The following is an 18,412-nucleotide window of genomic DNA, read 5'->3' on the forward strand; positions in this document are numbered from 1 at the left end:
GGTAAGCAGCCTACGAAGCGGCATGACCTAGCCCAGGATCCTGACGTCCGCGATACCGCCGGTGTAGCCAACTTCGTCGTAGGGCAAACCGGTTAGCCACACCAGGACGTAGCGCGCCGACAGGGGGCGCGGGATCCGGACCGTGATGGCGTCTCCCGCGCTCGTGACGCTTACCATTCGGCGGAAGTCGGACAGGGATCCGTGGCGCTGCTTGCTAGTGAGGATCTCGAAGTCTGTTCCAGTTCCGGACAGCTTCAGATCGACTGCCGCGACGGGGCGAGTCGCGCCAAGATCAAGCAGCAGTCCAACTCCAGTCTTGGGGTCCATGCTCGATGACAGGTAGCTGACTGTTCGCCACGCCGAATCGGTATCGGCATCCACTGCCAAGGGCGCTAGATCCGGGTTCTCCGAGCCGTCGCCGCTTGGGTCGAAATCCTTGACTGACACGACGGGGAACGCCGCCTCGGGCAGCGGAGACTCGAACGGTGCGAGCGCTGGCGATGACGCGATCGGTTCCGCCTGTGTCAAATTCGCGTCTGCGGCGCCGTTGGCGAGGAACTGCCAGATCAGCAGGGCCAGTCCAGCCGCGGCGAAGAGGACGACAGCCGCTGTGCTCATCCGGTTGAAGACGCGATCCGTGCGTGACTGGGTGGCTTCCTCGTACGTGCCCGAATTCTCGTATGACTGCACCGAACTCATCGCGCTGTCGAGATCCTGGATGCATTCGGTGACGTTGGCATAGGGGGTCAGGTGCCCAGGGTTGTCCGCGCCGATGACACTTCGGGCCACTACGCGGTCGAGCTCACCTGGCCTGTCGGCGACCATGGCTGAGGGCAGCGGGATCGTCCCGTGGGCCAGCGGAGCGACTTCGATGCCGTCGACAGTTTTTTGGCGGCCGGTGGGATCTGGCCACCGTTTGGTGAGCCCGACGTAAAGGAGTGACCCGATGCCATGAAGGTCGGAGCGGAACGGGTCATCCGGCGGGTCACATCCCCAAAGGACTTCCTCGACTCCCAACCCCCGAAGGCGAACTTCCGAGGTGTCGGTGATCATGATCGAGTCCGGCCTGATCCGGCCGTGCGGTACGCCGACCGCGTGGGCGGACTCCAAGGCACGAGCGACCTCAAGCGCGACCGTGGCTGACTCCTGCGGGCTCCAAGTGTCCGACAGCAGCTCAGACCAGCTGTTCCCCAGGACCCATTCGGTTATCACGGCCAGGTGGGTATCTGTCTCCACGACGTCCAGTACGCGAACAACTCCGCGGTCGTGAACGCTGGCCGCTCGACGGGCGGCGTCACGAAGGGCCTCGGCTTTGGGGTCGGACCTTGGCATCAGCCGGGCGCCCACAGGGCGCTGCAGCGCGGGGTCGGTGGCGCGCCAAAGCGCTGTGTTGTTGCTCTCAGCTACCAGATCGTCCAGAACATAGCGTCCAACGTGGCGGCCTGAGAGTCCACGTTCAGTTCCGACGGTCACCGTTCCAGGTTACGGTACGAGCCAGCCTGAACGGTGATTCGAACGCCTGATGAGCCGCGCGTCTACTCGGTTGGAGTCTGATGTCGCCCGCTCATCGGTGTGTGTGACCAGATCCAATAGACGAGCTCGCGGAACTCGGAGACTCGCAGGATCCACGCCGTCACGGCGAACCCACCCAGCACGAAGATGGCGATCCCGGCCAGGTCCACCAAGGCGCTGCCTCTCGTGCCGCCGACGACGTAGTTCGGCAGGACGAGGCGGTGCGCCAGTACTGCCGCCGCGACAGCGACCGCACCGGCCACGGCGATGCGCGCCAGCGTGCTCAGCGTGCGACGCGTGTCGAGGTACCCGTATTCGCGTCGCAGCATCGGCCAGGCGACAACGAATGTGACCCAGTTCGCGGCGGAGAAGGCGAAGGCCAGTGCTTCGACCTGACCTGCCCCCGGACCCGCCCTGTAGAACAGCGGCACCGCCGCTCCGACGAAGACCGCGTTCAAGAGCAGTGCGAATAGAAATGGCGTGCGTGTGTCTTCGGCGGCGTACCAGCCACGCTGTAGGACGTAGTACAAAGTGAACGGCAGCAGCCCAAGAATGAAGATGCTCACAACGGACCCCAGCTGGGCGGCGGCGGCGGCGTTGGTGGCTCCGTACTGGAACAGCAAACCGACCAAAGGCTGCGCCCCCAGCAGGATCACCAAGGCGATTGGCGTGATGACTGACGCCGCCAGGCGCATTGTGTGGCCGATCTCAAGGCCCGCGGCCCGCCAGAGCCCGGCATGGACCGTACGGGACAGGTTGGGAAGCATGGCCGTCACGATTGAGACCGTGACTATTCCGTGAGGGATCATGAACACTAGGTAGCCGAGCGTGTATGTGCGCAGACCCGCGGATGCTTGTCCGGATTCGGCCGCGTTCACGTTGGCCTGGGTCGCGAGCCGGGAGACGACGACGAATGCCAGTTGGGTAACTGCCACTAGACCCAGCGTCCACCCAGCCAACCGGCCCGCCTTGCGCATCCCCATCCCGCGCCAGCGCCTGGAGAATCGCCACTTGTATCCGGATCTGGCGACGACTGGAAGCAGGATCAGCGCTTGGGCCGCGATCCCCAGTGTTGTTCCAAGTCCCAGCCACGCGGTCTGTTGCGCCGTGAGCAGTCCGTCTGACGCGGCGCTTGGTCCAACGATCAGGAAGAACGACAAGTACGTCGCGATCGCCACGCAGTTGCTCAGGATCGGCGCGAACATGGGAGGCCCGAACCGGCCCCGGGCGTTGAGGACCTGCGTCAGCATCGTGTACAGGCCGAAGAAGAAGATCTGTGGCAGGCAGTAGCGCGCGAAGGCAACGGTCATGCTGAACTGACCCTCGGAGAAGTCGCTCGTGACGTACAGGCTGACGATCCAGGGCGCTAGGGCCACGGCGGCGACGCTCACCACGAGAAGGATCACCACGGTCAGGGACAGCAGCGAATCGGTGTAGGCCTGTCCACCGTCGCGGTCATCCTTCATGCGGCGCACGAGCTGCGGCACGAAGACGGCATTTAGGGCTCCGCCGATCACGAGCACGTAGACGATGCCCGGAAGGGAGTTGCCGACAGTGAAGGCGTCCGCTGTGGTCGCCAAGCCCAAGGCCGCGGTGAGGGTGATGTCGCGGGCGATCCCGGTGATTCGCGACAGGATCGAGCCGCTGGCCATCACGGCGCTGTTGCGAAGCAAACCGGATTGGGCTTCCAGGGCCGCGTCTGCCTCACCCTCGTTGACGGATTCGTACGTCGGGTCCTCAGCCATGGGCTCGACGCCAGAATCGGATTCCGACAAGTATCAGCAAGGCAACGCCAGCGAGGATCGCCACTGCGGCGGCAATACTGCTCGCCGCCGTGGATCGTAGTTCCAGGGTCGCGTTGGCGTCATAGACGTTGCCGTCGCGATCGGTGAGCACGATAGCCACCTCCATCGGCTGGCTGCCTACGATCCTGACTGGCAGCTCAATCCCTGCTTTCTGCTTCGCGCGGATGGTCAGGGGTTTCGGCTGACCGTACTGAAGCCGAACCTGGTTCGCGGTGCGCAGGCGGATCCCGACGGTGACCGTTTGATCCAAGTCGTTCGCGATCGTTAGTGGCAGAACACCGCTGTCGCCGGACAGCGTTACCGTGCCGCTCGACACGACTCGCACTTTCGCTTTCTCTTCCCTGAGCTGTCGGCTGATGGTGGCGACCAACTGCTGGCGGGACTCCGCGCGGTCACGCCACAACGCCGACGCGGCGCGCTGTAGGGCGAGGGTGAAGGTCTCGCCGAAGCCGGTGGCATCATCCACGATGGCCGTCAGGGAAGTCAGGCGCTGCTCCAGGGAACGCAACCTGGACACGTACCCGCTGGGTAGTTCGAACTTCCGCTGTGCCTGGCGGTAGGGAGACTTGAATCGCGGCACCTGGCCGGTGAGTCCTACCCGGCTGAGCGGAATCAGGCGGACCCACGGCGCCTTCTCCAGCGCGGCAACAAGATCAGCGGTCCATCCCGGGGGCGGATCCCATAACGCGGGCGGCATCCCGACGACCTGACGTGGCTCGTTGGGACGCTCAAGGGTGATCATGGCGGTTTCGGCCAGGAAGCGTTGGGAGGCCGAACTGCGTTGAGCTGCCGTTTGGGTCGGGGCGGCCAGCGTGCGGCGCAGGGGACTGTCGACCAGCAGAACACGCACGGTACTCGCGGCTATGTCGACCGCGGTCGCACCGGTGGGTGTGTAGTTCAGGGGAGGGTCCGGGGGGAAGGCCCTGTCCGAGAGCACGAAAGTGCGCACGCCCGCGTCGGCCAGCGCGCGCATAGTGTCGTCGTCGACTCTTCCGCCTGCGGGCACATAGGCGGTAGTCGTAGTCGCGTCGGGCAGATACTCGCTCGCGGTGGTACTAGGAAGAGACGCCGATCGCACCACGAGTGACACCAGCCCCGCGCGCTGGAGAGCGTCGGCATCGGCCGCTGCGTAGCCGGGAAGCGTTACGGCCTTCTGGCTCAACGCGGTCGCGAGCTGGGCCAGGAACGCCCTGGCGTCATCGGTGCGGTCTCCTGGCTGGGGGCCATCAGGCCCGAGGATTCGATAGCCGTCGGACAATCCCGCTGCCGTAGCGACGGTCGCGGCGTCGACCATCCACGCCACGTCGTGGCCGGACCCCGCACTCACCAAGCGGGTCAGGCGGCCGTCCGCCCCGAAGTCCTCCGGTAGTTGGGGCGCCATTACCAGCTCGTCCGCGGCGACGTCGGGCAGTTGCTCTACGGGCCACATGAGGGCCAGGCCGGTCGGTTCGTAATGAGCCTTTGGGGGGAACCAAGGAACTACCGTTCCCGCTCTCCCCACTGGGACTCCGCCAGAGGTCGACTCCACCATGAACGCGTAGACACCGGCGCCCGGGCCCAGCGCCAGAGAGCTGATCGGCAACCGGATTCGAAACCCCGCCTGCTGCCCGGGCTCCAGTCGCTGGCCGAGATCCCGTTGCGTGCCTTGGACCGGAATGCCTTCGCGGAGCGTTGAGCCTCGCAGCACTTCTCTGATCTCTGATCTCGATGTCAGCGGTTCTGGCGACCAACGGAGTTGCACTGCTGGACTGTCCACAGCATCGCCCGTGTTGTTCGCGACGCGGCCTTGGATGACTAGCTTGGACTTCGGGCCCGGTACGGCGGGCGTGACGGACTCGATGAGCACTAGCGCTTGTTGATCAGCCTGCTGCGCGCGTGGCGGAGCGGCAGCCTCCACCGAAGCGGTTGCCACCGCCGGTAGCACAATCAGGCTGAGGGCAGTCGCTGCGGCCATCACTCGATTCAGCCGGACTGTCACCTAACCACGCTCCGAGATCATGGCCTGGGCCTTCTTGAGCAACTTGCGCTCGTCGGCGTACACCAGTCGGCCGATTACCGCCTTCAGTGGTACCCATTCCACTGACACGACTTCCGGGTCCTCCGCGGAGAGCTCGCCCCCCTCAGCGAGCATCAGGAAATGATGGACGGTCTTGTGGATTCGCCTGCCCTCGGCCATGAACCAGAAGTCGATGGGGCCGAGTGGCTCCACGACCCGTGCGGCAATCCCTGTCTCTTCCTTCACTTCTCGGATGGCGGCTTGCTGATCGGTCTCGCCTTCCTCCACGTGGCCCTTCGGGAATGACCAGATCAGCCGCTTTCTCCGGTCATACCGCGAGATCAGCAGGGCATGCGCGTCGTCGGACATGCTGTCGACGACAAGCCCCCCCGCGCTTGTCTCAAGAGCCGTCTTGGGGCGGTCTCCAAGCCGGTGCGTGGGCCTTGGCGGCCCGACAGGTCCTCGGTGCTGCCGGTTCGCCATGCAGCCACGATATAGGCGTCGCTGGCCCCAGGGCACATTCAGACGCCGCACCACCTACTCTTGGGCCACGTGACCGAGCCCACTGCCTCCACCGTCCTGGCCCAGATCCGCCAGCGGGCCGTCGCCGACCTTGTTGACCGTGTCCCCGAGCTCGTGGATCTGGGGAAGCTGTTCGCCGCAGCCGGGAACGAGCTGGCAGCCGTTGGCGGTTGCGTGCGCGATGCCGTGCTGGGCGAGCTGGAGCACGTGGACGTGGACCTGGCGACCGACGCTCACCCGGATGTCGCGTTGGGCATCCTCGGCCGCTGGGCTGATTCGGTGTGGGATGTCGGGATTGGTTTCGGCACGGTTGGCGCACGCAAGCATGGGCTCACGTGGGAGGTAACCACGTATCGGTGCGATTCGTACGACTTGTCTTCTCGCAAGCCCGCAGTCCAGTACGGGTCATCTTTGTCCGAGGACCTGGTTCGGCGGGACTTCACAATCAACGCGATGGCTGTAGTGCTGGAGGATCTTCGATTCGTCGACGAGCACAATGGCCTGGTTGACCTAGCCGCGCGGCGTCTGAGGACCCCGGGTCCGCCGGAGCGCTCGTTCTCGGACGACCCCTTGAGGATGATGCGGGCGGCGCGGTTTGTGTCTCAACTCGGTGTGGTGGTAGCTCCGGATGCGCTGGCTGCCATTACTGATATGTGCGACAGGCTGGCCATCGTCTCCGCTGAGCGAATACGTGATGAGTTGACCCGACTGCTCATGGGCGCAAACCCTCGCGCTGGCCTGGGGGTTCTGGTCGACACGGGCCTGGCCGAGTATGTGGTTCCGGAGGTGGCGGGACTTCGGCTGGAGGCCGATGAGCATCACCGTCACAAGGACGTCTACGAACACACGCTGACCGTGCTGGACCAAGCCATCGCTCTGGAGGACTCCGGCCCCGACCTGGTCCTGCGGTTGGCGGCTCTGATGCATGACATTGGCAAGCCGCGGACCCGCCGCTTCGAGGCTGACGGCCAGGTGTCTTTCCATCACCATGAAGTCGTCGGCGCCCGGATGGCGACCAAGCGCCTGACCACCTTGCGATACAGCAAGGAAATCGTCGCTGACGTCGCGCGTCTTGTTGAGCTGCATCTGAGGTTCCACGGCTACGGCACTGGGCAGTGGACGGATGCGGCCGTGCGCCGCTACGTGAGGGATGCGGGTCCGCTGCTTCCCAGGTTGCACAAGCTGACTCGCGCGGACTGCACGACCCGCAATCCTCGCCGTGGACGCGCGCTGCAGCGGGCGTATGACGACGTGGAGGCCAGAATCGACAGGCTCGCGGCTCAGGAGGAGCTGGATTTGATCAGACCCGAGCTGGACGGCAACCAGATCATGGAGATCCTTGGCGTGCCGCCGAGTCGCGAAGTCGGCGAGGCGTACCAGTTCTTGCTCGAGTTGCGGCTCGAGGACGGACCGATCGGGCCCGAGGCCGCACGGACTGCGCTTGAGGCTTGGTGGGTCGAACGGTCGGGCTAGCCGGAGGTCGGCGTTTGTTGGTTGGCTGACTTGGGCGACCTTCCCCGCCAGTACCAGGCGGCGGTGAGCAAGTACGCCGCGCCGATCGCCAGGAACGCCGGGGCAGGGACGCCTTCCACCGGTGTTGCCAAGGCGATGATCAGCGCGCCGCCCACGACCGCCACGTTCACGGCCACGTCGTACAGCGAGAACACTCGGCCCAGGTGATCATCGGCGATGTGCCGCTGGATCGTCGTATCCGCACCGATCTTCGCCGTCTGCTGGGCCAGTCCCAGAACCAGGGCGCCGATCACCATCGCGACGAGTGAGGATGGCGCAAGAGCCACGGGGGCCGCGATCGCGGCAGCGATCAGGGCCAGGCACGTCCACGCCACTACCCCGATGCGTCGGGTAATGGCGGGTGTTACCAGCGCTGCGACTAGCGCTCCGGCTGTGACGGTGCCAGCGACGATTGAGAAGTCGCGCAGCGCTAGATCGGGGTCCGAAGCGGCATGGAGTTGCGTACGGAGTATCAGTAGCAGGAGGACAGTCAGCGCCCCGAAGACGACTCGGTGGATGATCACTACCGTCAGGGAACGCCATGAGGGGCGATCCCGCGACAGCGCCCGGAAGCCGTCGACGAGCCCTCTGGCCACCGCTGAGACACTGTCGCCCGGGAGATCTCCGCAAGGTCCAAGCTGATCCCGCCCCATGCTCAGCGCGATCATCCCCGCGCCCAGGTACGTGGCGGATGCCACGAGCAGTACGACTAGTGAGCCATGGTCCCCCCCGCCCAAGACACCGCGCAGCGCGACTCCGGCCACAGCGCCTATCCCGTAGGCCACGGTCCCCGCCGTCGGCGCGATTGAGTTGGCCGTGATCAGCTGGTTCCGCGGCACCACGTGTGGCAGCGAAGCGCTTAGGCCCGCCAGGACAAACCGGCCGATTCCGAGCGTGACCAGGACGATCAGTCCCAGGTCCAGTCCGTCATGCACGGCTGCCACCACGCAAGCGGTCACAAGCACCGTGATCGCGCGCAGCCAGTTCCCGCGCGCAAGGACCTGCCGACGGCGCCAGCGGTCCAGAAACACCCCGGAGAACGGACCGACGAGTGAATACGGAAGCAGCAGAATGCCGAACGAGGTGGCCACGGCGACGGGGGTCGGTTGGCGCTCCGGGGAAAACAGCACGAACGACGCCAGTCCTGCCTGCAGGAGCCCATCACCGAACGATCCGGTGAGTCGCGTGGTGAGCAGTCGCAGGAACCCTGAGTTCCTCAGCAGTTGCGCGGCTGGCTTGGGCTCCACGATCGGAAGCTAGATCACGGAGTGCCGCCGCGTCAGCCCGGGGTGCCGCCGCGCCGCTCATGCCACCGCGACCGAGACGCTAGGGTTACGACATGGGTGAGGTCGACGGCCGCGGTATGGCGATTGGAATCGTTGCTGGAGTCGCAGTCGGCCTGTTGGTTCTGGCGTTCACGGGAAATGTGGTCTGGTTGGGACTGATGGCCGCTATCGGCGCGGTTCTCGGGATCAACATCCGGTTCGGCTCGCGCGACGACCACTAGTTGTATCGCGTAGTCGGGTTGGTGAGAGCGTGGCCGCTGAGGACGCCTAGCAGGCCGCTCAACCGCAGAAACGTCCGCTCCCGACAAGCGCATCCGTTTCGCAAAGAAACGACCATTGCAACGGGCGCGTCTGTACCCAAAGGGGTGCGTTTGTCGGGAGCGGCCGTTTCTGCAGAGGCGGCATCATCATTACCGACAAGCCCCCGCCGCCACTACGGGGGTAGCCGGGTGAGCCTATGAGTAGGCAGGCGCGAGAGCTTCGCCGGCAAGACCATGGATTTGAGTGGCGAGATCACGTCTTGGGATCCGCCGCGCGCCTTCACATGCAAGCCCAGCGGCGGGCAGTTCGCAATATCAGGCGGGTGGTCGATTGTGACGAATGGGACGTCCACAACCTTGACTCGGTACTCGGACAGCGAATTTTCCGGATTCATGAGGTTCCTGTCCACGCCGCTGGTGCTCATGGCTAAACGCCAGGTAAGACACGAACTGGTCGAACTGATGCGCCTGATTGAATCCAACGCCTCCTGAGTTGGCCAACCGTCCCGACCTGCGGGCAATCACGGCGGCGGCCGCTCCTGACGCGGACCTCTTTGGTCGTTGACACACGGGTCGCGGTGGCATCAGGGGGGCTCCTGCTCGGCTCGGTCAGCCCCTACCGTTCGACACGACCGGCGATGAAGTCCTCCACAGCCTGCCGGGCTTCGGAGTCGGTGTGCTGCACCGGGGGGGACTTCATGAAGTACGAAGCCGCTGACAGGAGAGGGCCCCCGATGCCGCGATCCTTGGCGATCTTCGCGGCGCGGATGGCGTCGATGATGACGCCGGCGCTGTTGGGCGAGTCCCAGACCTCGAGCTTGTACTCCAGGCTCAGGGGCACGTCCCCGAAGGCCCGACCCTCAAGCCGGACGAAAGCCCACTTGCGGTCGTCGAGCCAGGCGACGTAGTCGCTTGGGCCGATGTGGATGTTGCGCGAGCCGATGTCGCGGGACATCTCCGCCGTGACCGACTGGGTCTTGGAGATCTTCTTCGACTCAAGCCGTTCACGCTCCAACATGTTCATGAAGTCCATGTTTCCGCCAACGTTGAGCTGGTAGGTCCGGTCAACGGTCACGCCGCGGTCTTCGAACAGCTTGGTCAGTACACGGTGGGTGATGGTGGCGCCGACTTGGCTCTTGATGTCGTCTCCGATGATCGGGACTCCGGCATCCTCGAACTTCTGCGCCCATTCCGGCGTTCCGGCAATGAACACCGGCAGGGCGTTGACGAAGGCCACCTTGGCGTCGATGGCGCATTGCGCGTAGTACTTGTCGGCCGCTTCAGAGCCCACGGGCAAGTACGAAACGAGAACATCGGCCTGCGTGCGGCGGAGCGTCTCCACTACGTCCACCGGCTCCTCTGGCGACTCGGTGATCGTCTGGGTGTAGTACTTGCCCAGACCGTCCAGCGTGTGACCCCTCAGCACCGGCATCCCGGTCGGCGGAACGTCACAAATCTTGATCGTGTTGTTCTCGCTGGCGAAAATCGCGTGGGCCAGGTCCTCACCGACCTTCTTGGCGTCGACGTCGAACGCCGCCACGAATTCGATGTCGCTGACGTGATAGTCGCCGAACTGCACGTGCATGAGGCCCGGAACACGCGACCCTGGCTCGGCGTTGCGGTAGTACTCCACACCCTGGATCAGGGAGGAGGCACAGTTGCCGACGCCCACGACCGCGACGCGGATTGATGCCATGGCGATTCTCCTTAGGTGCGCGGGCGGGCGGACTGCCCGACCCCGGAGTTGTTGGGGATAGTTTGCGATTCGCTCTCGATCAGTTCGCGGAGCCACGTAACCTCGCGCTCGACCGAGTCCAAACCGTGCTGCTGAAGCTGGAGGGTGTAGCTGTCGAGGCGCTCACGGCTCCTCGTCAGCGAGGCCCGCAGGGACGCCAGGCGTTCCTCAAGCCGACTGCTGCGACCTTGAAGTATGCGCATTCGCACCTCGGAGTTCGTCCTGCCGAAGAAAGCGAGGTGCACGCCGAAGCTCTCGTCCTCCCAGGCCTGGGGGCCAGCATCATCCAGCAGATCCGTCAGGCGTTCCTTGCCATCCGCAGTCAGGCGGTACACGACTTTGGCCCGGCGTCCGGAGAGGGTCGGAGCACCAGCGTCCGCTGGCCCGTCCTCTTCGATCAGCCCGCGCGCGAGGAGGTCCTTTAGGCAGGGGTACAGGGAGCCGTACGAGATGGCCCGGAAGCTGCCGAGCACGCCGTTGAGGCGTTTGCGAAGCTCATAACCGTGCATTGGGTTGTCCTGGAGAAGGCCAAGGACGGCGAATTCGAGCACGCCAGCACGTTTGGCCATTGCTCATCCTTCCCTTGTTACGAATCGATAGATCCAGATCGACATATCGACTCGATATAGCGACTCTAAGGTGCAGCTGAAGCCAAGGCAAGGGCAAACCACTTGTGCGTGTCGTGATCCACACCACTCCGGAGTCTCGGCTTGATAACAAGTACCGGCGCGCGGGCTACGACGGCGGGCCGTTGTTCCGCAGGACCGTACGCTTGCCACCATGGCCATGTCGCGATCCCCCAGCCCTCGCGGGAAGCGAGCGCTTGGCGCGCCGTCGTCGAAGTCCGCACCCGAGCCGCAGCCTGAACCAGAGGTCGTATCCGACCCGACTCAACCGCGCCACGTCGTTGACTACTCGATGAAACGCCGCGCAGCCCTCAAAACACTCTGGCGCAGCGGCCTTCTCGAGGAGCTGTGTGACGCCGACCCAATGCTGCTGCGAACCGCGAAACATCATGGTGAACCGATTGACCGTCCCTGCCCCGTGTGCCGCAAGGAGCCTTTGACGCGCCTGACGTACACATTTGGGGCGGAGATGGGCGAGACATCCGGGCGTGTCCGGGCCCAAGCCGAACTGGCGGGTCTCGCCCGGGAATACGGGGCATTTCGGGTGTACGTCGTAGAAGTCTGTCAACCGTGCTCATGGAACCACCTGGTACTTTCCTACGTCCTTGGTGACGGGGTCCCCCGCGCTGGCGGCCGAAAAGGGGGAATCGCGTGATCGACTACCCGCGAGCGGGCAAGACTGGATTCAAGCGCCTGATCCCATCGTGGAAGTTGGTTCTGGGTTCGTTGGTAACTCTGGGCGTGCTCGTTGTCGGGCTCTTCGCCGCTGCGGTCTTCGCGCTGCCGGTACCGGCACCGAACGACATCGCCATCGCCGAGAGCACCAAGGTTTACTACGCGGACGGGAAGCGAGAGATCGGCCGACTTGGCGATGTCCGACGTACCAATGTGTCCCTGTCCGACGTTCCAGTGGATGTTCAACGGGCGGTCCTAACCGCGGAAGACAGGGAGTTCTTCGATCACAGCGGTCTGTCGCTTCCGGCTATCGGTCGCGCTCTGTGGAACAATTTCACTGGTGGGGACACTCAGGGCGGCTCGACTGTCACGCAGCAGTACGTGAGGAACGCCTACCTGACACAGGACCGAACGTGGGACCGCAAACTCAGAGAGCTCGTCTTGTCAACGAAGCTCGAGACGATCGAGTCGAAGGACGAGATCCTGAGCAACTACCTGAACACGATCTACTTCGGTCGCGGCGCCTACGGGATCCAGGCGGCGTCAGAGGTCTACTTTGGGAAGCCCGCATCGAAACTCACCGTTGCCGAGGGCGCCGCTCTGGCCGCGATGATCAAGTCCCCGGGGTACTTCGAGCCGGAGCTCTTCGAAGAACAACTGCGTGAGCGCTGGAACTACGTTCTGGATGGCATGGTCGAGGAGGGTTGGCTGACCTCGAAGCAGCGCAAGAAGGTGGAGTTCCCGAGTTTCCGCAAGCGTGTCCGTGCGAACACGCTCGCCGGGCAGACGGGCTACATCCTGGAGGCGGTGCGCCGCGAGATGACGAGCGTCGGCTGGAGTGAGGCGGAAATCGAGGGCGGTGGCCTGAAGATCGTCACCACGATCGACAAGAAGGCGGAAGATGCGGCGGTCAGCGCTGTGGAGAGCGCGGGTCCGCAGTACAACACGGGGCGAGTCAGAATCGGAGTCACCGCAGTGCGGCCGGGTACTGGTGAGATCCTCGCGGTCTACGGTGGCAAGGACTACCTGAAGGACCAGTGGGACAACGCTCTGCAGGCGCGCGCCCAAGGGGGATCGACGTTCAAGGCATTCACGCTGGCAGCGGCGCTGGAGAAGGACTACGGCCTCGACTCGATGTGGAACGGGAACTCACCGGCGACGTTCTCCGGCTACACGCTTCACAATTACGCGAACGCGTCCTATGGGTACGTGAATCTGCTCACCGGAACGATGAAGTCCATCAACACCGTCTACGTCGGCGTCGAGAACGCTGTGGGGGTCCAGGCCGCGATCGATGCCGCCCAGCGTGCCGGGTTGCCGAAGGACACGCCTGGTGTTGAGGAGAATCTGACGTTCGTGCTGGGCACGGCTTCTCCGCGAGCCATCGACATGGCAAGCAGTTTCTCTACGTTCGCTTCCCGCGGGATCAGTGCCAGTCCGACGATCCTGAGGGAAGTCCGGCGCAGCGGCGGTGAGATCGCCTACCGGATGGCTGATCACGGGGAGCGCGTGTTCGCCGAGCGCACCATGGACAGTGTCAACTATGCGCTTCAGGCCGTCGTGACGAGCGGAACCGCGACGCGGGCGTCGTGGATAGGCCGTCCTGCGGCTGGCAAGACAGGCACAACAGACGGTTCCAAGTCAGCCTGGTTTGTCGGGTACACGCCGCAGTTTTCCGGTGCGGTGATGATGACCAAGGAGAACAAGAAGGGTCAGCCGGTTTCCCTGGATGGGGTCGGTGGTCTCAGCCCCATCACCGGAGGCTCTTTCCCGGCGGCGATCTGGGCGGATTTCACCGCGGCTGCTCTCGAAGGTGAGTCGGCGGAGGCGTTCGTGCTCCCAGGCGCAACCACGTCACCGAGTCCTTCTCCGTCGCCCAGCCCTTCCAAGACGAAGAAGAAGCGGACCCCGACTCCCTCGCCCAGCCCGACGCCGTCGCCCAGCCGGACCCGGTTGCCGACGCCATCTCCTACGGCCACCGTCACGCCCACAGTCACGCCCACTGGCGGCGCGACGTCCTCGAGCCGATTCACCAACCGGGCGCGATACGACCCGCGCGCCAGGCTGGCCCACCTTCGCGCTCGGCGGCTTACTGGGTAGAGTCGCCGGGTGATCGAGCTGGCTCCCACGCGGTCTGACTCAGATCTGCGCCGCGGGTCTGAGGGGCTCGGGGGCCCGGCTGGAAGTCACATGGCCGAAGCCGGGTGGTGGAACCCACTTCGTGCCGTGTTGATCGCCGGATCGGTCGTGTACGGGCTCGGGCTGGTCTTGACAAGTTCTTGCGCCTCCAACGGATGGGTGGATCCGGATCGCCTGTACCACTTGTGCTACAGCGATGTGCCCGTGCTGTACGAGCTTCGCGGCTTGGCTGACGGCTTGATCCCGTACCTGGAGTGGCCCCAGGGGGCGCAGCCGCTTGAGTACCCGGTGCTCATCGGTGGCTTCATGTATGTGGCTGCGGGGATCACTTCGGCTCTGACCGGCGCTGGCACGAGCGCGGTCGTGTTCTACTACGTGACCGCGATCGCGCTGTTCGCGTTCTTCTTGGTGGCGCTGGCGGCGACTTCGCTGACGGTGCGGGGCCGGATGTGGGACGGGATGCTTCTCGCGGTCGCTCCGTCGGTTGCTTTGGCTTCGACGATCAACTGGGACTGGCTGGCTGTGGCTCTAACCGCGCTGGCCTTGCTCGCGTGGTCACGTCGGATGCCCTTGTGGGCTGGCGTCGCGCTGGGGCTCGCGGTGTCCGCGAAGTTCTATCCTCTGCTCTTGCTCGGCCCGATGTTCCTGCTGTGCTTCCGGGCTGGACGATTGCGACAGTGGGCGCTCTTGGCGACTGCGACCGTCGGGTCGTGGGCTGTGGTTAACATTCCCCTCGCGGTAGCTTCGCCCGAGGGCTGGTCCTACTTCTTCCGGTTCTCCGCCGAGCGCGGCCAAGATTACGGTTCGGTTTGGCTAGCCCTGGAGATCGCGGGTCTGGATCTCTCCGGAGTGAACGCTCTGGCCCTGGGGTCGTTCGTGGCGCTGTGTGCGGGGATCGCCGCCTTGATTCTCATGGCACCGGTCCGCCCTAGAGTCGCTCAGGTCGCGTTCCTGATCATCGCGGCATTCCTGGTCACGAACAAGGTCTATTCGCCGCAGTTCGTCTTGTGGCTGCTACCGCTGGCCGTTCTGGCGCGGCCGCGGTGGCGGGACATCATCTGGTGGCAAGTCGCCGAGGTTGTCTACTTCGTGTCGATCTGGTGGTACCTGGTGAGCTTCACTGAGGCGAAGACAGGGTTGCCTGAGTCGGTCTACGCGGTGGCGATTCTCGTGCACATCGTGGCGACCCTGGCGCTGGCAGCGCTTGTCGTGCGGGACATCCTGATCCCCCGATTCGACCCGGTTCGTTCCGACGGAGTCCCGTTGCACCAGGACGATCCAGGCGGCGGAGTGCTTGATGGCGCGAAAGACCGTTGGGCCTTGAGGCGCCGCTCGAGCACGGTTTGAACTTCAGCGCACCATGCGATTCACGATCGGGGTCAGCGTCGAATGCCACGTGGCGCGCACCGGGTACTGGAAGCTAGGTAGCAACTCCGTCAGCCTCACGGATGGCCAGCCCCAGGCGATCCGGGGCATCAGGGCTCCCTCGGGCACGGGGCCGCTTGGCACGACAAATGCCGTCGCGCCTGCGGCCGTCGACTCGGCGAGCATGCGGGTCCTGAGCGCCAGCACTGCGGCCGCGTTGGACGTCGGCTCAGTCAGGTTCTCCGACAAGTCCCAGGCCTTGGCTCCAACGATCGCGAACATGGACCCGTAGCAGATGTCGCCCATGCTCTCGGCCACGAGAAGGCGCACTCGATCGTGATCGTCGCCAGCTAGTCCCCGCCACATGTCGTGCATCCGCTCTGGCGAGTGGGCGTCCTCATGCGGATGCGCGGCACCAATGGCCGACGCCACCTTGTCCAGATCCGAGACATCGCCGGGCCGGATCGTGAGTCCCCTCCCCCTTCTCCCCGCTGGGCGGGGAGTGGGGGTACCCCTCCCCCTTCTCCCCGCTGGGCGGGGAGTGGGGGTACCCCCACCGGGCGGGTCGGGTGGTCGCGCCTGACGATTGGGCAGCGGGACCTCGGCGAGGAACCGTTTGCGGGCAGTGCGCATCACGCGCCAGCCAGCCTGTCGCAATCGCTCGTGGGCCTGGTCGGCTTGGTGGGTTGGAGGCTGACTCGCGCGAATGGCAAGTTCGGTGCCCTGGGAAACCGCTGTCGGGTGGAAGCCGGGCCAGACGTGCGCTGACGTCATCGGGCCTACGCGGGCGGTGAAGGCCCCTCTGGAGCGCAGATGCTCGACTAGTGGGTCAAGCCAATCCTTGGGCCGCAGTGCCCGAAGTCCCAGCCCAGTCCAGTCGATGTCCGGGCCGGAATGAAAACTGGCCACCGAGCGCATCGGAAGCCTCGGAAGACCTCGGTAGCGAGCGAGTCCAGCTCCGACAAGGAAGTCCTTGTCGAACCAGCCGATGGACTCGTAGCGCCCGGTGACATGGCCCCGACCCCAGCCCGGAGTTTGCTGTATGGGCACCCACGGTCGAGTCGAGATGAAGGTCGCGTGCTGCGCGGCGGTGATTGCCCGCACTTCCAGGGTCACGCGACCTCCAGGTCGTCATTGGAGAAGTCAAGATCGATCACCACTGGTGCGTGGTCGGACGTGCCCTTGCCCTTGCGCGCCTCGCGGTCGACGTACGCGTCAGACACCAACTGCGGTAGATCCCCTCCGAGGAAGGCCAAATCAATGCGCATCCCGTGGTTCTGGGGGAACGCCAGCTGCCTGTAGTCCCAGAACGTGTATGGGTGGTCGTACTTCAGCGCGCGTGGGACGATCTGCGTCAGCCCGGCTTCCTCAAGATCGCGCAGCTTGTCTCGCTCTTCGGCGGTGACGTGCGTTTGTCCCACCCGGGCTGCCGGGTTGTAGACGTCGTCGTTGGTCGGCGCCACGTTGAAGTCCCCCAGTAGGGCCAAACGGCTCTGGCTAGCCAGCTCGACGCGAGCCATCTGTGTAAGTGATCTAAGCCAGTTGAGCTTGTATTGGAAGTGGGGGTGATCCAACGCCCTGCCGTTGGGGACATACACGCTCCAAACCCTCAGGCCGTCGCACGTCACTCCGAGAGCCCGCGGTTCCACTGCCCCCTCCCAGGTTGGCGGCGCCAGCAGCTGGTGCGTGATGTTCTCCAGGCCAACTCGGGACAGTACCGCGACGCCGTTCCAGGGGCCGTTCCCGACAGCCGCGGATTCGTAGCCCAGGGCCGCGAACGGCAGGGACGGGAAATCGGAGCTGGGGCACTTGGTTTCCTGAATGCACAGCACGTCGGCTTGAGTGCGAGCCAGCCACGCGGCAACCCGGTCGACGCGGCGGGCCACTGAGTTGACGTTCCATGTGGCTATCCGCACAACGGCACCCTAGCTGTGATTGTCACCCGCGCCCGGTTCCTCCGGGCTCGGCCCCCGCGGGATCCGTCCCGTGCCCGCGCGGCTAGGGCGGGGGTCTTCGCCATCGGTGTCGCGGTGTTGGGGTGACGGTCCACCACGGCTGGGACGGATCACCCGCCCCGGGTTGGCCCGCCTCGGGTTGGCCTGGCTGGGTGTCGCGGGTCAGTTCCCATCGGCCGAGGTCGAGTTGACGATGATGTGGCCAACAAACACTGGCCAACGAGTCCAGGTCGGTCGCGCCTCCCAGGGACCACGCTGTGACGTGATGCGGCTGGGTGTGCTCAGGACCCACATCACAACCCGGGATCACACACCCCCCGTCTCGCACAGCCAAGGCCCTGCGCTGCGCTGGGGTCGCCAGACGAACCGAACGCCCCACCGCCACAGGCTGTAGTTGAGTCAAACCCAAACGGTTCAACAACGAGCGTGGATCCACCGGTTCGCGCGGCTCAGCGATCACAGGGGTGATCTTGCAGGAACACAACCCGAACCGGGCACCGGCATGTCCTAGGACCTGATCGTGACCCAGCTGGCCCAAACCGGCACCGCCAGCGCACCACCTGTCGCCACAACCTGGGGGTCCCACCGCGAAACGGGGGAGGCCGGCGTCGGCGTCGCCGTGAGATTGCCCGGGGGATGTGTTGGCGACTTGTTCGGCTTGTGCCATGGTCATGGTCAACGTGACCGCCGCTGGTAGGCCGCCGTGTTTGGGAAGGTCGGCTTTGCTGACCAGAAGCATCAAGGCGTCGGCGTTGCGCTGCCCCCGGGTCAAGCCGTCGCCTTCGACGCGAAGCGATTCAGCGCACGCCGCCACAGCCTCTTCGAACGCTTTGCCGTCCACACTAGCTAGGCGCCCCTCGAACACCGATATGTCACGGAACCGGGTGAACGCCAAATATCGTTCGTCGTGGGCGTCTTGTTCGCTTCGATGCGCCAGATCGGGTTTGGCCAAAGCCACAGCGTGAGCGCACGCCCGCGCCACCTGAGCCACACTCAACTCGGTCAGGACCGGCGCCAGGGCCTT

The 18,412-nt window shown here is 64.8% G+C and carries 16 protein-coding genes; 5 read left to right on the plus strand and 11 right to left on the minus strand.

Annotated features, from left to right (window positions below):
* Window positions 1-27: 27 nt before the first annotated feature.
* From Q8P38_06650 to Q8P38_06665, 4 genes are all read right to left on the minus strand, one after another.
* On the minus strand, window positions 28-1,473 hold the full coding sequence (locus Q8P38_06650) for a hypothetical protein (GenBank protein ID MDP4014279.1): 1,446 nt from the start codon (window positions 1,471-1,473) through the stop codon (window positions 28-30).
* Between the two features lie 62 nt (window positions 1,474-1,535).
* The gene (murJ, locus tag Q8P38_06655; protein ID MDP4014280.1) at window positions 1,536-3,257 is read right to left on the minus strand and encodes a murein biosynthesis integral membrane protein MurJ; all 1,722 of its coding nucleotides are present in this window, start codon (window positions 3,255-3,257) and stop codon (window positions 1,536-1,538) included.
* Window positions 3,250-5,295 carry a DUF6049 family protein gene (locus Q8P38_06660; protein MDP4014281.1) on the minus strand — a complete coding sequence of 682 codons (2,046 nt, stop codon included), beginning with the start codon at window positions 5,293-5,295 and terminating at the stop codon, window positions 3,250-3,252. The genes murJ and Q8P38_06660 overlap by 8 nt, the downstream gene beginning before the upstream one ends.
* Window positions 5,296-5,796, minus strand: a complete 501-nt coding sequence (locus tag Q8P38_06665; GenBank protein MDP4014282.1) for an NUDIX hydrolase — start codon at window positions 5,794-5,796, stop codon at window positions 5,296-5,298.
* 69 nt (window positions 5,797-5,865) lie between these two features.
* Here Q8P38_06665 and Q8P38_06670 point away from each other — a divergent pair, with 69 nt between their 5' ends.
* Entirely contained in the window at window positions 5,866-7,308 is a 1,443-nt protein-coding gene (locus tag Q8P38_06670) for a CCA tRNA nucleotidyltransferase (GenBank protein ID MDP4014283.1), read from the plus strand.
* On the opposite strand, the gene Q8P38_06675 is transcribed toward Q8P38_06670, so the two are convergent.
* The gene (locus Q8P38_06675; GenBank protein ID MDP4014284.1) at window positions 7,305-8,594 is read right to left on the minus strand and encodes an MFS transporter; all 1,290 of its coding nucleotides are present in this window, start codon (window positions 8,592-8,594) and stop codon (window positions 7,305-7,307) included. The genes Q8P38_06670 and Q8P38_06675 overlap by 4 nt on opposite strands.
* A 92-nt stretch (window positions 8,595-8,686) precedes the next feature.
* On the opposite strand from Q8P38_06675, the gene Q8P38_06680 reads away from it, so the two are divergent.
* Window positions 8,687-8,854 carry a hypothetical protein gene (locus Q8P38_06680; GenBank protein ID MDP4014285.1) on the plus strand — a complete coding sequence of 56 codons (168 nt, stop codon included), beginning with the start codon at window positions 8,687-8,689 and terminating at the stop codon, window positions 8,852-8,854.
* 212 nt (window positions 8,855-9,066) lie between these two features.
* Here the strand turns inward: Q8P38_06680 and Q8P38_06685 are convergent, their stop codons facing one another.
* From Q8P38_06685 to Q8P38_06695, 3 genes are all read right to left on the minus strand, one after another.
* On the minus strand, window positions 9,067-9,318 hold the full coding sequence (locus tag Q8P38_06685) for a hypothetical protein (GenBank protein MDP4014286.1): 252 nt from the start codon (window positions 9,316-9,318) through the stop codon (window positions 9,067-9,069).
* A 191-nt stretch (window positions 9,319-9,509) separates the two neighbouring features.
* Complete coding sequence (locus tag Q8P38_06690) at window positions 9,510-10,589, minus strand: inositol-3-phosphate synthase (GenBank protein ID MDP4014287.1); 1,080 nt, start codon at window positions 10,587-10,589, stop codon at window positions 9,510-9,512.
* Between the two features lie 11 nt (window positions 10,590-10,600).
* A complete protein-coding gene (locus Q8P38_06695; GenBank protein ID MDP4014288.1) occupies window positions 10,601-11,197 on the minus strand; it encodes a PadR family transcriptional regulator in 597 nt (198 codons plus the stop codon).
* A 211-nt stretch (window positions 11,198-11,408) separates the two neighbouring features.
* On the opposite strand from Q8P38_06695, the gene Q8P38_06700 reads away from it, so the two are divergent.
* Genes Q8P38_06700 through Q8P38_06710 form a run of 3 tightly spaced genes read left to right on the plus strand, consistent with a single transcriptional unit; the run spans window position 11,409 to window position 15,415 of the window.
* Window positions 11,409-11,909 carry a DUF5318 family protein gene (locus Q8P38_06700; protein MDP4014289.1) on the plus strand — a complete coding sequence of 167 codons (501 nt, stop codon included), beginning with the start codon at window positions 11,409-11,411 and terminating at the stop codon, window positions 11,907-11,909.
* A complete protein-coding gene (locus tag Q8P38_06705; GenBank protein ID MDP4014290.1) occupies window positions 11,906-14,029 on the plus strand; it encodes a transglycosylase domain-containing protein in 2,124 nt (707 codons plus the stop codon). Before Q8P38_06700 ends, Q8P38_06705 begins: the two co-directional genes overlap by 4 nt.
* Window positions 14,030-14,038: 9 nt before the next feature.
* Window positions 14,039-15,415 (plus strand): glycosyltransferase 87 family protein, encoded by a 1,377-nt coding sequence (locus tag Q8P38_06710; protein ID MDP4014291.1) that lies wholly within the window; start codon window positions 14,039-14,041, stop codon window positions 15,413-15,415.
* Between the two features lie 3 nt (window positions 15,416-15,418).
* Here the strand turns inward: Q8P38_06710 and Q8P38_06715 are convergent, their stop codons facing one another.
* The 3 genes from Q8P38_06715 to Q8P38_06725 all read right to left on the minus strand — a co-directional run.
* Complete coding sequence (locus Q8P38_06715; protein ID MDP4014292.1) at window positions 15,419-16,549, minus strand: hypothetical protein; 1,131 nt, start codon at window positions 16,547-16,549, stop codon at window positions 15,419-15,421.
* Complete coding sequence (locus tag Q8P38_06720; protein MDP4014293.1) at window positions 16,546-17,349, minus strand: exodeoxyribonuclease III; 804 nt, start codon at window positions 17,347-17,349, stop codon at window positions 16,546-16,548. Before Q8P38_06720 ends, Q8P38_06715 begins: the two co-directional genes overlap by 4 nt.
* An 82-nt stretch (window positions 17,350-17,431) precedes the next feature.
* Window positions 17,432-18,412: DUF222 domain-containing protein (locus Q8P38_06725; GenBank protein MDP4014294.1), on the minus strand; the 981-nt coding region annotated here is incomplete at its 5' end.

Source organism: Candidatus Nanopelagicales bacterium (assembly GCA_030700225.1).
GTDB lineage: Bacteria > Actinomycetota > Actinomycetes > S36-B12.